Below are 13,212 nucleotides of genomic sequence, written 5' to 3' on the forward strand. Positions count from 1 at the left end.
CGATCAGCGGCCGAACGTGGCGGAAACCACTTCCATCAGCGCATCGACGATCTCGGTGTCGTCGGTCAGGCTCTCGACGACGGCGGCGCGGCAGGCAGCGACGGGGTCCATGCCGGCCTTGATCAGTAGCGCAGCGTAGATCAGCAGGCGGGTGCTGGCCGCTTCTTCGAGATCGTGATCCTTGAGCGCGCGCAGGGCGCCGGCAATGTTGACGAGGCGGCGGGCGAGGTCGGCATCGCAGCCGGTCTCGCCGCGCAGGATCGCCTCCTCGCGCACGGAGGTGGGGAAATCGAAGCGCAGGCTGACGAAGCGTTGGCGGGTGGAGGGCTTCATCCCCTTGAGCAGGTTCTGATAACCCGGGTTGTACGACACCACCAGCATGAAACTGGGCGGCGCCTGCAGCAACTCGCCGGTGCGGTCGATCGGCAGCAGGCGGCGGTCGTCGGCCAGTGGATGCAGCACCACGGTGGTGTCCTTGCGCGCCTCGACCACTTCGTCGAGGTAGCAGATACCGCCTTCGCGCACCGCGCGGGTCAGCGGGCCGTCGCACCACACCGTCTCGCCATCGCCAATCAAGTGACGGCCGACGAGGTCGGCGGCAGTCAGGTCGTCGTGACAGGCCACGGTGTACAGCGGCAAGCCGAGCCGTGCGGCCATGTGGGCGACGAAGCGGGTCTTGCCGCAGCCGGTGGGGCCCTTGATCAGCAGCGGCAGGTGGTTGCGCCAGGCCTGCTCAAAGATCGTGATCTCATCGCCAGCCGGCTGGTAAAAGGGGGCGTCCGGCTGCAGGGCGGACTCGGGAGGGAGGTCGTTCTTCATGTGGGCATTCCGTTCCAGTAAGCAAGACCGATCAGCGCCCAGGTCAGCACCAGCCAGCCCAGGGTGAGGGCGCGCCACATTGGCGGTGCGTGGCGCAAGACCATGAAATCGAGGATCACCATGCCGCCCTTGACGCACGACACCACGGCAAGGAGGGCGGCCACATGGGGGCCGGCACTGCCACGCTCACCCACCGCCCAAGTGAGCAGCGTGGCAGCGACCAGCACAAGCCATAGCAGGGTGGCGCGTGCCGCGCTGCCGTGCATCGGCTGCGCGGGCGGCGGTGTGGCGTGGGCGGGAAAGGCCGCCGGGCGAGGATCAGTGGATGACATAGACGAGCGGGAAAAGGATCAGCCACACCAGATCGACCATGTGCCAGTAGGCGGCGCCTGTCTCCATGCCGTTCATGTCGCCAGGCTGGTAACGCCCGGCGCGGGCGCCGAACCACAGCGCGGCGAGGATCACCATGCCGAGGATGACATGCATGAAATGAAAGAAGGTCAGCGACAGATAGAACATGTGAAAGGGGCTGCTCGACAGGCTTACGCCCTGGTCGAAGGCCGCGCCATATTCGAACAGCTTGAGCACGATGAAGCCGGCCCCGCAGACCATCGCGCCGAGCAGCCAGTGGGACGACGCACGCGCGGCGAAGCGCTCGGCGGCCTGTACCGCGCGCACGACAAAATAGCTGGCGGTGAGTAGCAGTGCGGTGTTGAGTGCGCCCACATCGCGATGCAGGGCTCGCTGCTCGGCATCGAAGAGCTCGACGTGATGGGCGCGGGTGAAGGCGTAGGCAGAAAAGAACACGCCGAAGGCAAGCAACTCGGCCAGGATGAAGATCCAGATCGCAAGGTCGCCCGCCAGGCGGTACTGCGCTGCAGGCGGGGCCGGGGTGAGGGCGGTTGCAGATGCGGTATTCATGAGAGTGGAGTCTAGGAAGGCTGCGTCCCGCAAGCCTTGATTCGGGACAATTTGTGAGAAAGCTGACAAAAAAAGGGGCGGCTCTCGCCGCCCCAATCCTTTCACCTGCTTGTCAGGTGAAACCGGAGAGACATCGGAGTCAGCTGGCGACCGCCTTGGCCTCGCCCTTGACGAAGAAGCTTGCGAGGTAGGTCAGCAAACCAATGAAGAACACGACGCCGGCCCATTCGCGCATCCAGTAGAACAGCGCGACCTGGTCCTGCGCGGTCATGAACGACATCGGTGTGTCGGATACACGCTGCAGCCAGACTTGCAGGATGCCGGCGGCAGTCAGGAACAGGGTGATGAAGACCATCGCGATCGTCATCAGCCAGAAGCTCCACATCTCCAGCACCTGGGCCTTCTCCGAGTTGGCCGCGCGGCCGCGCAGCAGCGGCATGGCATAGCTGATGATGGTGATCACCACCATCACGTAGGCGCCGTAGAACGCCATGTGGCCATGCGCCGCGGTGATCTGGGTGCCGTGAGTGTAGAAGTTGACCGGTGCCAGCGTATGCAGGAAGCCCCACACGCCCGCCCCCAGGAAGGCCATCACGCCGGTACCCAGGGCCCACAGCACGGCGGCCTTGTTCGGATGCTCGCGGCGGCGGCGGTTCACCATGTTGAAGGCAAACACGGTCATGGCGAAGAACGGGATCGGCTCCAGTGCGGAGAAGATCGAACCCCACCACTGCCAGTATTCCGGCGCACCGATCCAGTAGTAGTGGTGGCCGGTACCGATGATGCCGGTCACCAGCGCCAGGGTGATGATCACGTACAGCCACTTCTCGATCACCTCGCGGTCCACCCCGGTGACCTTGATCAGCACGAAGGCAAGCAGCGCAGCCAGGATCAGTTCCCACACGCCTTCCACCCACAGGTGCACCACGAACCACCAGTAGAACTTGTCCTTGACCAGATTGTGCGGGTTGTAGAACGAGAACAGGAAGAAGATCGCCAGCCCCCACAGACCGAGCAACAGCACCATGCTGATCGCGGTCTTGCGGCCCTTGAGCATGGTCATGCTGATGTTGAACAGGAAGGCGAGCGCCACCACCACGATGCCGAGCTTGGTCGGCAGGGGTTGCTCCAGAAACTCCCGCCCCATCGTCGCGAGCAGGTCATTGCCGGTCGCCTGGGCGAGTGTGGCGTAGGGCACAAACAGGTAGCCGAGCACGGTCAGCGCACCGGCAACGAGAAAGACCCAGAACAGGATCAGCGCCAGCTTGGGGCTGTAGAGTTCGGTTTCGGTTTCCTCCGGTACCAGATAGTAGGCCGCGCCCATGAAGCCGAACAGTAGCCACACGATCAGCAGGTTGGTGTGCACCATGCGGGCGACATTGAACGGGATTTCCGGAAACAGGAAATCACCGACCACATACTGCAGGCCCATGATCAGTCCGAAAATGATCTGCCCCACGAACAGCCCGATCGCCGCGATGAAGTAGGGCATGGCGACCGCTTGTGATTTGTATTGCATGTATATCCCCTTAAGTCCTGTCGGGATGTCGAGTCGGTTCGCGACTCAACCCTCGATGTTGGGCGGCCAGTTGGCGGTGTTGATCTCGGAGCTGTACTTGAGGAAGGCCACAAGGTTGTCGAGCTCTTCGTCGCTGAGATGGAAGTTCGGCATCTGGCGCCGCCCTGGGGCGCCGGTCGGTTGCGACTGCATCCAGGCCTTGATGAACTCGGGGCCGCGGCGGGGATAGACGTTGCCGAGTTCGGGCGCGAAGTAGGCGCCTTCGCCGAGCAGGCTGTGGCAACCGATGCAGTTGCGCGTCTCCCAGATCTTCTTGCCGGCGATGACTTCCGCGCTCAGGTTCTGGCGGTTGTCACGCGTGGGAAGTTCGCGCTCGGTGTCATAGACCAGCGCAAGGAAGAGCAGGAAGAAGAACACCGTGCCCCCGTAGAAGATGTTGCGCGCCATTGCCTTGCTGAATATGCCGCTCATGGAGTACTCCTCATGTTTGTCTCGTTATGTCCAAATTGGGTGAAGCGTTGCTGGGTAGGCGGATTCTGTTTGTCAGCCGCAGCCCGCTCCATGATGTGAATCAAAAAATGCCGGACAGGTCGAATACCGCGGACGATGACGGAAAGGCGGGCGTTCGTGACTTTTGTCCTCGTGCCACGGCGTGCTCCATGGGACTATCGTGCCCACAATTTCATGCGATTCGGTTTTTCGGTGCGCAGGAGGCCAGAGATGATTCAACAGGCAGTGTGGAATGACGCAGACAATCTTTTCGGCACCCAGGGGCAACTGTGGGTTGGGGACATCTACGCCCTGGCTTCGGATGCTGATGAACTCATCGGGCTGGGTGCGGTGTTGGGCGCGTTCAATGCCGAAATGGCCTGTTTCGAACGCTGCATGCTCAGCGCCGAGTCGTACCGGAGCCTGAATGCGCTGGGCGACAAGTATCTGCACGACCTCGAGCCTTTGCTTCCCAGGAATCGCAGCGTGGATGGCGCACTGTCCTCACTGAGCCGAATCTGGCGGCGCTGAGGCTGTTTCGCGCAGTCCGTCAGGAAGGCCGCATTCAACAAAAAAGCCCGATCGATGGATCGGGCTTTTTTATGTGTGGGACGCTGGCCGCCACGTGGATGAGCGTGCTCAGCAAGCGTCGGGTTTTGTTGGCCGCTCGGTGTAAACAGTGATGACCAGTGCGATCAGGGCCAGTACGACATAGGCGGCCAGCAGCGGGGCGACGCTGCCGTCGAACAACTGGCCTATTCCCAGCCCGATCAGGGCGCCACCAACGGTGGTGCAGAATCCGATCATGGATGACGCGGTGCCTGCAATGTGGCCCATTGGTTCCATTGCGAGCGTGTTCAGGTTGGATGCCAGAAAGCCGAAAATGAATACGCTGCCGCCCTGCAACAGCATGAAGGCAAGCAGGCTCTCATGACCGGCCATTGCCAGGGCCAGATGTGCCAGATTGAGTACCAGCATGGCAGACAGACCTACCAGACTCAGCCTGCGCATGCCAAAGCGATGCACCAGACGCGAATTGGTAAATGCCGCCACTGCCATCGACAGCGCGACGATGGCGAACAGCACGGTGAAGCTGCGCCCGGCATCGAACACATCGACGAAGATCTGCTGTGCCGAGGTGATGAATCCCATGTGCGCGCCCATGATGAGGCCGAGTGCCAGCATGTAGCCGGCCGCAATGCGGCTGCCCAACGTGTGACGATAGGCCGACAGGATCGAACGGGCCGAGATTGGCCGCCGATGCGCCTGCTGCAGGGACTCCTCCAGGCGCAGCAGCGCCCATGCCAATACCGCGGCGCCAGCGATGACCAGTGCAGCAAAAACCCAGCGCCAGGGCGCGACCAGCAGGATCAACTGGCCAATCGACGGTGCCAGGATGGGAACCGCCATGAACACCATCATTGCCAGCGACATGACCCGTCCCATCTGCGCACCCGAATATTTGTCGCGCGCCAGCGAGATGGCGACCACGCGCGGAGCGCCGGCACCAATGCCTTGCAGCAGGCGCGCGGCAAGCAGCGCGGAGAAACTGGTCGCCAGCGTCGATAGCAAGCCTGCCACTGCAAACAGGATCAAGCCACCGATCAGCACCGGTCGCCGGCCGAAGCGATCCGATAGCGGACCGTAGAACAACTGCGATGCGCCCATGCCGAGCAGATACACGGCGATGACCGACTGGCTTTGATTGGCATCTGCCAGGCTGAAGTCTGCTGTCAGCAGGGGCAGGGTGGGCAGCATGACATCGATTGCCAGGGCATTGAGCGCCATGCAGGCTGCGATGAAGCCGACAAACTCTGTAAAGCCCATCGGCGAGCGGCCTTGGATGGTGGTCGTTTGTGGCTGGAGGTCGGGAAGGTTTGAGCTCATCGGTCCAGGGCCTCGGTAAACGGACGCAGGGCCTCGGCAAGCGCTTCAAGCTGATCGGTATCTGCGACACGCTGCAGTAGCGCGATATCGCTGCCGATCACCGCCTTCATCGATTGTTCGGCAAGTGCAATGCCGGTTGATGTCAGTCGTACCAGACTGCCACGGCGGTCTTCGTCGGCGTCCCGGCGTTCGACCAGTCCACGATGCTCCAGACCGTGGACGACCTTGCTCAGCCCGCCGGAGCTCAGCAGCATGCCCTTGCAGATATCGGCCGGGCGCAATTCATGCGGGGCAGGGCTCTTGCGTAGCGTCGCCATGACGGCGTACTCCGCTTGCGAAAGCCCGAAATGGTCCATCTCCCGCAAGGCATTCTCGAAGATCAGGTCGCGCAGACGGAACAGGCGCGTGATCAGGCGCATGCCCGGTGTGTCGATCTCGGGAAAAGTGGCTGCGGTCATGGTCAGCATGTCTTCGCAGCGGGTTCGGCATCGTTGTTTCATGGGCGTCATTTTATGTGACTAAATTGCTTTCTGGAAAGCAATTTAGTCACGGAGTGTAGCTGGAAGTCGACAATGCCTGTGCGGGTATCTGCTTGGGTGAGAGGTCGGGACGAAAAAAAGCCCGGCTGTTTCGGGCCGGGCTGGATGTTGCGCGTAGATTGATCAGGCGACGCTGACGGGGATCTTGCCGATCCGGGCCTGCCATTCCTTCGGGCCGGTGTTGTGTACGCTGGTGCCGGTCGAGTCGACCGCTACGGTCACCGGCATGTCCTCGACGGTGAACTCGTAGATCGCTTCCATGCCCAGGTCGGCAAAGCCCACAACCTTGGCTTCCTTGATCGCCTTCGATACCAGGTAGGCCGAGCCGCCCACTGCCATCAGGTAGGCCGACTTGTTGTCACGGATGGCGTCGATGGCCACAGGGCCACGTTCGGATTTGCCGATCATCGAGATCAGCCCGGTCTGTTCCAGCATCATGCGGGTGAACTTGTCCATGCGGGTTGCGGTCGTGGGGCCCGCCGGGCCGACCACCTCGTCGCGTACCGGATCGACCGGGCCAACGTAGTAGATCACGCGGTTGGTGAAGTCCACCGGCAGTTTCTCGCCTTTGGCCAGCATGTCCTGAATGCGCTTGTGAGCGGCATCGCGGCCGGTCAGCATCTTGCCGTTGAGCAGCAGAATCTGACCCGGTTTCCAGGACGCGACCTCTTCCTTGGTCAGGGTGTCGAGGTTCACCCGGGTTGCGACATTGGTGTCGGCCTTCCAGGTGACCTGCGGCCAGTCTTCCAGCTTGGGCGTCTCGAGCTTGGCGGGACCGGAGCCGTCGAGGTGGAAGTGCACATGGCGAGTGGCCGCACAGTTGGGGATCATCGCCACTGGCAGCGAGGCCGCATGCGTCGGGTAATCCATGATCTTGACGTCGAGCACGGTGGTCAGGCCACCGAGGCCTTGTGCGCCGATGCCCAGTGCATTGACCTTTTCCATCAGTTCCAGGCGCAGTTCCTCGACACGGCTGAGCGTGGCGCCGGATGCGGCCTTGGCCTTGAGTTCGTGGATGTCCACTGGCGCCATCAGGGATTCCTTGGCGAGCAGCATCGCCTTTTCGGGCGTGCCGCCGATACCGATGCCGAGGATCCCGGGCGGACACCAGCCGGCGCCCATGGTCGGGACGGTCTTGAGGACCCAGTCGACGATGGAGTCGGACGGGTTCAGCATGACCATCTTCGACTTGTTCTCGGAGCCGCCGCCCTTGGCGGCACAGATCACTTCGACATGATGGCCGGGGACGATCTCGTAGTGGATCACCGCCGGGGTGTTGTCCTTGCTGTTCTGGCGCTTGCCCGCCGGGTCGAGCAGCACCGAGGCGCGCAGCTTGTTATCCGGATGGTTGTAGGCGCGGCGCACGCCTTCATTGACCATCTCCTGCACGCTCATCTTCGCATCCCAGCGCACATCCATGCCCACCTTGAGGAAGACGACGGCAATGCCGGTGTCCTGGCAGATCGGGCGATGACCTTCGGCGCACATGCGCGAGTTGGTCAGGATCTGGGCAATGGCGTCCTTGGCAGCGGGGCTTTCCTCGCGCTCGTAGGCCTCACCGAGTGCCTTGATGTAATCGAGCGGATGGTAGTAACTGATGTACTGGAAAGCATCCGCGACGGACTGGATGAGGTCTTCTTCGCGAATTACGGTCATGCTGGATCTCCGGAGTAACTGGGATGAAATGTGGAATGCAGGTGCGTAATGCAGCATGCAATTCTAGCACTCGCCGCGAATACGAGTCGCTGACAGGATGTGTAAGTCCTGTGTAAGATAGGTGTTATTCAATGCTGTCCATTCCGCGGTCGGACCGCGACAGAATACAGACTGGATTCAACCAGTCGACCCGTCCCGGGTCAGCTTCAACCATTTGATCAGTTGAGGAGAGGTGAGCATGTCCAACGAACAGCAAGTCCGCATTTACAACCCGTCGGAAGCGTCGATGAAGAACGCTGCGGTGTCCGGCATGGAGGCCTACCGGGCCCTGTGCAAGGAGGCGGAGGACGACTACGAAGGTTACTGGGCGCGCAATGCCCGTGAATTGCTCGACTGGAAGGTGCCTTTCACCCAGGTGCTGGACGAGAGCAATGCTCCGTTCTTCAAGTGGTTTGCGGATGGCAAGCTGAACGTTTCGTACAACTGCCTCGACCGCCAGGTCAACAACGGCCTGGGCGACAAGGTCGCGATCATCTTCGAAGCCGACAGCGGCGAAGTGACCCGCGTCACCTACAAGGATCTGCTGGGTCGTGTGTCCAAGTTCGCCAACGCACTGCGCGCGATGGGCATCAAGAAGGGCGACCGCGTCGTCATCTACCTGCCGATGTCGATCGAAGGCATCGTTGCCATGCAGGCCTGCGCCCGTATCGGTGCGACCCATTCGATCGTGTTCGGTGGCTTCTCCGCCCAGGCGCTGCGTGACCGCATCAGCGACGCCGGTGCGGTGGCGCTGATCACCTCCGACGGCCAGTTCCGCGGTGGCAAGGCACTCCCGCTGAAGCCGATTGCTGACGAAGCGCTTGGCATGGGCGGTTGCGAATGTCTCAAGAATGTCATCGTGGTCAAGCGCACCGGCGCCGATTGCGCGATGGAAGCCGGCCGTGACAGCTGGTACCACGATGTCGTGGCCAGCCAGTCCGACGTGTGCGAACCGGAATGGGTCGAAGCCGAGCATCCGCTGTTCCTGCTCTACACCTCCGGCTCCACGGGCAAGCCCAAGGGCGTTCAGCACTCTACCGGCGGCTACCTGCTGCACGCAGTGCTGACCATGAAGTACACCTTCGACATCAAGCCGGACGATGTCTTCTGGTGCACCGCCGACATCGGCTGGGTCACGGGCCATACCTACATCACCTACGGTCCGCTCGCCTGCGGCACCACCGAGATCGTGTTCGAAGGCGTGCCGACCTACCCGGATGCCGGCCGTTTCTGGAAGATGATCCAGGACCACAAGGTTTCCGTGTTCTACACCGCACCGACCGCGATCCGTTCGCTGATCAAGGCGGCCGACAACAACGAAGCGATTCACCCCAAGAAGTACGATCTCTCCAGCCTGCGTATCCTGGGTTCGGTGGGTGAGCCGATCAACCCGGCAGCCTGGGAGTGGTACTACGAAAATGTCGGTGGCGGCCGTTGCCCGATCGTCGATACCTTCTGGCAGACCGAAACCGGTGGCCACATGATCACCCCGCTGCCGGGCGCCACGCCGCTGATTCCGGGTTCGTGCACCCTGCCGTTCCCCGGCATCCAGGCTGCGGTGGTCGATGAGACCGGTACCGAAGTGCCCTGGGGGCAGGGCGGCATCCTGGTGGTCAAGCGTCCGTGGCCGTCGATGATCCGTACCATTTGGGGCGATCCCGACCGCTTCGTGAAGTCGTACTATCCGGCCGACTTCCAGGGCAAGCTCTACCTGGCTGGTGACGGTGCGATCCGCGACAAGGAAACCGGCTATTTCACCATTACCGGCCGTATCGACGACGTGCTCAACGTTTCCGGTCACCGCATGGGTACGATGGAAATCGAATCCGCGCTGGTGGCGCACGAGAAGGTTGCCGAAGCCGCTGTAGTGGGCCGTCCTGACGACCTGACCGGCGAGGCCATCGTCGCTTTCGTCGTGCTCAAGGGCAATCGCCCCACTGGCGAAGAAGCCAAGGCCATGATCAAGGAACTGCAGAACTGGGTTGGCCACGAGATCGGGCCCATCGCCAAGCCGAAGGACATCCGTTTTGGCGAGAACCTGCCCAAGACCCGTTCCGGCAAGATCATGCGTCGCCTGCTGCGTCAGCTGGCCAAGGGTGAAGAGATCACCCAGGACACCTCGACGCTGGAAAACCCGGCCATCCTCGAGCAGTTGAAAGGGTGATGTGCCTGCGGAACGCGATGCGCGTTCCGCAACATGAATAACAGGAGACGATCCGGCCACGTAGCCGGATCCGGGTGAGGGGAAAGAAGGCGCGCGTCAGACGCGCCTCTTATCGATGCGTGGTGCGTGCATGAACGCCGTCAAGAGCGGGCACGCCACTTCGCTATAATCCAGGCAACGACGACATCATCGAGGTGCATGATGCGCAAGGGTCTTGCCGGTCAACGACTTGTCGCCGTATTTCTGGTCGGCATCGTCCTGTTCAATTTTCCATTTTTGTCCCTGTTCGACCGCGACCTGCAGGTCTTTGGCCTGCCTTTGCTGCATGTCGGCGTTTTTGTCGCGTGGTGTGGCGTGATTGCGCTGATGGCGTGGATCGCCGAGCGGGGCAGTCGATGAGCCGGAGCCGCTGATGCTGTCGGGCAGCGTCATCGTCGGCGCCTCTTTCGCCTACCTGCTGCTGCTGTTTGCGGTCGCCTATTTTGGTGATCGACGGGCGGATCAGGGGCGCTCCGTCATCGCCAATCCGTGGGTCTATTCGCTTTCTCTGGCGGTGTATTGCACGGCGTGGACCTACTTCGGCAGCGTGGGGCGTGCCGCCTCCGGTGGTATCTGGTTCCTGCCCATCTATCTGGGGCCGACGCTGGGGCTGGCGCTGTCGTGGCTGGTGGTGCTGAAGATGATCCGCATCGCCAAGACGCACCGCATTACCTCGATTGCCGACTTTGTCGCCTCGCGCTACGGTAAAAGCCACTTGCTGGGTGGCCTGGTTACGATCATCGCGGTCGTCGGTACCGTACCTTACATTGCGCTGCAGTTGAAGGCGATTTCCACCGGCTACGCCTTGCTGACCGGCGATCATGACAGCCACTTCCGTGCCCAGCACGCCGGCGGCTGGCTGGAGGACAGCACGCTATACATTGCGCTGACGCTCGCGGCCTTCACCATCCTGTTCGGTACCCGTCATCTCGACACCACCGAACGCCACGAGGGCATGGTGGCTGCGATCGCCTTCGAGTCGGTGATCAAGCTGCTGGCCTTTCTCGCGGTTGGCGTCTATGTCACCTACATCCTGTACGACGGGGTGGCCGACATCTACGCGCGTGCAATGGCAGTGCCCGAGCTGACCCGGCTGCTGAGCTTCGATGGTGCCGGGCAAGCGGGATATGGAGGCTGGTTCTCGCTGATGCTGCTGGCGATGCTGTCCATCATCTTCCTGCCGCGACAGTTCCAGATTGCAGTGGTGGAGAACGTCAACGAGCAACACCTGCGTCGTGCAAGCTGGTTGTTTCCGGCCTACTTGCTGGCAATCAATCTGTTCGTGCTGCCGATTGCCCTGGGTGGCTTGCTGCATTTTGGTCAGGGTACGGTGGATCCCGATACCTTCGTGCTGACCTTGCCGCTGGTGCATGATCAGACCGCTCTGGCGCTGCTGGTGTTCATCGGTGGTCTGTCGGCAGCTACCGGTATGGTCATCGTCGAGACCATCGCGCTATCGACCATGGTGTGCAACGACCTTGTCATGCCCTTGCTATTGCGTCGTGGCGGCCTGGCGCATGACGACCGGCGCGATCTGACCGGTCTGTTGTTGTTGATCCGGCGCAGTGCCATCGTGATCGTATTGCTGCTGGGGTATCTCTACTTCCGGCTGGCGGGTGAGGCTTACGCGCTGGTCAGTATTGGCCTCATCAGTTTCGCGGCGGTAGCCCAGTTTGCGCCGGCGATGCTCGGGGGGATGTACTGGCGAAATGGCACCCGTGATGGTGCTTTCGCAGGCTTGCTGGCGGGTTTTCTGGTGTGGGGCTACACCCTGATGCTGCCGTCCTTCGTCAAGTCGGGGTGGCTGGATGCCAGTTTCCTGTCGGTGGGGCCGCTTGGCATCGAATGGCTGCGTCCCGAGCAGCTGTTTGGGCTGGATTCGCTCGATAGCCTGAGCCACGCACTATTCTGGAGTCTACTGGCGAACATCGCCTGTTACGTCAGTGTGTCGCTGCTGCGCTCGCCGACCGGTGCAGAGGCCAGCCAGGCGACCTTGTTTGTCGATGTCTTCCGCAGCGGAAGCGCCAGCCCGGCCAGCTTCTGGCGCGGTGGGGCGGAGGTGGGCGAGTTGTTGCCGCTGGTTGCGCGTTTCCTTGGACAGCAACGTACCGAAGAAGCCTTCGGCCAGTATGCACGCTCGCATGGCCTGCAGTCGGTCGACCAACTCAAAGCCGATCCCGAACTGGTCAATTTTGCCGAGAAGTTGCTGGCCGGTGCCATTGGCAGTGCGTCGGCCCGGGTCATGGTGTCCACGGTGGTCAAGGAAGAACCGCTCGGGCTGGACGAGGTCATGAACATCCTCGATGAAGCCTCGCAAGTCAGGGCCTATTCGCACCAACTGGAGGAGAAATCGCTCGCACTCGAGGCCGCAACCCGCGAACTGCGGGCGGCCAATCTGCAGTTGAAGGAGTTCGACCGGCTCAAGGACGACTTCATGTCATCGGTCACGCATGAGTTGCGCACGCCGTTGACTTCGATCAGGGCGCTTTCGGAAATGATGCTGGAGGATCCCAGGATCGAGCTGGCGACGCGCAAGCGCTTCCTGGGCATCATCGTCTCCGAGACCGAGCGTCTGACGCGTCTGGTCAATCAGGTGCTGGACCTGGCCAAGATCGAGTCGGGGCACGCTGAATGGCATAATTCGGACGTGGACATGCGGGAGCTGGTCAATCATGCCATTGATACCACGGCGCAGTTGTTCCGCGACCGCGGAGCGGTGGTCGAGTCCCGCCTGGCGGAGCAGGTGCCGGTGCTGCGGGCGGATCACGACCGTTTGCTGCAGGTCATGATCAATCTGCTGTCCAATGCGGCCAAGTTCGTGCCCGAAGGCCGCGGCCATGTTGTGGTGACGCTGGCAAGCGATGACCGTCAGATCCGGGTCGACGTGGCGGACAATGGAACCGGTATCACCCCCGAGCAGCAACAGGTCGTGTTCGAGAAGTTCAGGCAGGGCGAAGAGGCCAGGGGGCGGCCGCAGGGCACTGGCCTGGGGCTGCCGATCAGCAAGCAGATCGTCGAGCATTTTGGCGGGCGCTTGTGGGTCAGCTCGGTACCCGGCGAAGGGGCAACGTTTTCCTTCGTGTTACCCAGACCATCTGCCGAAACGGTGGATGGCATAGAATAAGGTGAGAGGGGAGGGA

General features: G+C 61.8%; 12 protein-coding genes. 4 read left to right on the forward strand and 8 right to left on the reverse strand.

Going from position 1 to position 13,212, the window contains the following annotated elements; genetic code table 11:
* Positions 1-3 precede the first annotated feature (3 nt).
* From DNK49_RS12080 to DNK49_RS12100, 5 genes are all read right to left on the reverse strand, one after another.
* Complete coding sequence (locus DNK49_RS12080) at positions 4-819, reverse strand: CbbQ/NirQ/NorQ/GpvN family protein (protein WP_110524851.1); 816 nt, start codon at positions 817-819, stop codon at positions 4-6.
* Positions 816-1,151: a cytochrome C oxidase subunit IV family protein gene (locus tag DNK49_RS12085; protein ID WP_243632340.1), complete on the reverse strand. Its 336-nt coding sequence runs from the start codon at positions 1,149-1,151 to the stop codon at positions 816-818. Before DNK49_RS12085 ends, DNK49_RS12080 begins: the two co-directional genes overlap by 4 nt.
* On the reverse strand, positions 1,138-1,740 hold the full coding sequence (locus DNK49_RS12090; protein WP_110524855.1) for a cytochrome c oxidase subunit 3 family protein: 603 nt from the start codon (positions 1,738-1,740) through the stop codon (positions 1,138-1,140). The genes DNK49_RS12085 and DNK49_RS12090 overlap by 14 nt, the downstream gene beginning before the upstream one ends.
* 139 nt (positions 1,741-1,879) lie before the next feature.
* Positions 1,880-3,259, reverse strand: a complete 1,380-nt coding sequence (locus DNK49_RS12095) for a cbb3-type cytochrome c oxidase subunit I (RefSeq protein WP_110524857.1) — start codon at positions 3,257-3,259, stop codon at positions 1,880-1,882.
* Positions 3,260-3,304: 45 nt separating this feature from the next.
* The gene (locus DNK49_RS12100; RefSeq protein WP_110524859.1) at positions 3,305-3,730 is read right to left on the reverse strand and encodes a c-type cytochrome; all 426 of its coding nucleotides are present in this window, start codon (positions 3,728-3,730) and stop codon (positions 3,305-3,307) included.
* Positions 3,731-3,979: 249 nt separating this feature from the next.
* Here DNK49_RS12100 and DNK49_RS12105 point away from each other — a divergent pair, with 249 nt between their 5' ends.
* The gene (locus DNK49_RS12105) at positions 3,980-4,279 is read left to right on the forward strand and encodes a hypothetical protein (RefSeq protein ID WP_110524861.1); all 300 of its coding nucleotides are present in this window, start codon (positions 3,980-3,982) and stop codon (positions 4,277-4,279) included.
* 108 nt (positions 4,280-4,387) lie between these two features.
* Here the strand turns inward: DNK49_RS12105 and DNK49_RS12110 are convergent, their stop codons facing one another.
* The 3 genes from DNK49_RS12110 to DNK49_RS12120 all read right to left on the reverse strand — a co-directional run bounded on the left by DNK49_RS12110 (position 4,388) and on the right by DNK49_RS12120 (position 7,830).
* Positions 4,388-5,635, reverse strand: a complete 1,248-nt coding sequence (locus DNK49_RS12110; protein WP_207806961.1) for a multidrug effflux MFS transporter — start codon at positions 5,633-5,635, stop codon at positions 4,388-4,390.
* Positions 5,632-6,093: a MarR family winged helix-turn-helix transcriptional regulator gene (locus tag DNK49_RS12115; protein WP_165843316.1), complete on the reverse strand. Its 462-nt coding sequence runs from the start codon at positions 6,091-6,093 to the stop codon at positions 5,632-5,634. Before DNK49_RS12115 ends, DNK49_RS12110 begins: the two co-directional genes overlap by 4 nt.
* Before the next feature lie 204 nt (positions 6,094-6,297).
* Positions 6,298-7,830 carry a fumarate hydratase gene (locus DNK49_RS12120; RefSeq protein WP_110524865.1) on the reverse strand — a complete coding sequence of 511 codons (1,533 nt, stop codon included), beginning with the start codon at positions 7,828-7,830 and terminating at the stop codon, positions 6,298-6,300.
* Between the two features lie 238 nt (positions 7,831-8,068).
* Between DNK49_RS12120 and acs the strand changes: the two genes are divergently transcribed.
* From acs to DNK49_RS12135, 3 genes are all read left to right on the forward strand, one after another.
* A complete protein-coding gene (acs, locus tag DNK49_RS12125) occupies positions 8,069-10,033 on the forward strand; it encodes an acetate--CoA ligase (protein ID WP_110524867.1) in 1,965 nt (654 codons plus the stop codon).
* Positions 10,034-10,234: 201 nt separating this feature from the next.
* Positions 10,235-10,432: a hypothetical protein gene (locus DNK49_RS24635; RefSeq protein ID WP_243632347.1), complete on the forward strand. Its 198-nt coding sequence runs from the start codon at positions 10,235-10,237 to the stop codon at positions 10,430-10,432.
* 13 nt (positions 10,433-10,445) lie between these two features.
* Positions 10,446-13,196, forward strand: coding sequence for a sensor histidine kinase (locus tag DNK49_RS12135; RefSeq protein WP_110524871.1), 2,751 nt, complete (start codon positions 10,446-10,448; stop codon positions 13,194-13,196).
* Positions 13,197-13,212 lie beyond the last annotated feature (16 nt).

It is taken from the genome of Parazoarcus communis SWub3 = DSM 12120, assembly GCF_003226565.1.
Taxonomy (GTDB): Bacteria; Pseudomonadota; Gammaproteobacteria; order Burkholderiales; family Rhodocyclaceae; genus Parazoarcus; species Parazoarcus communis.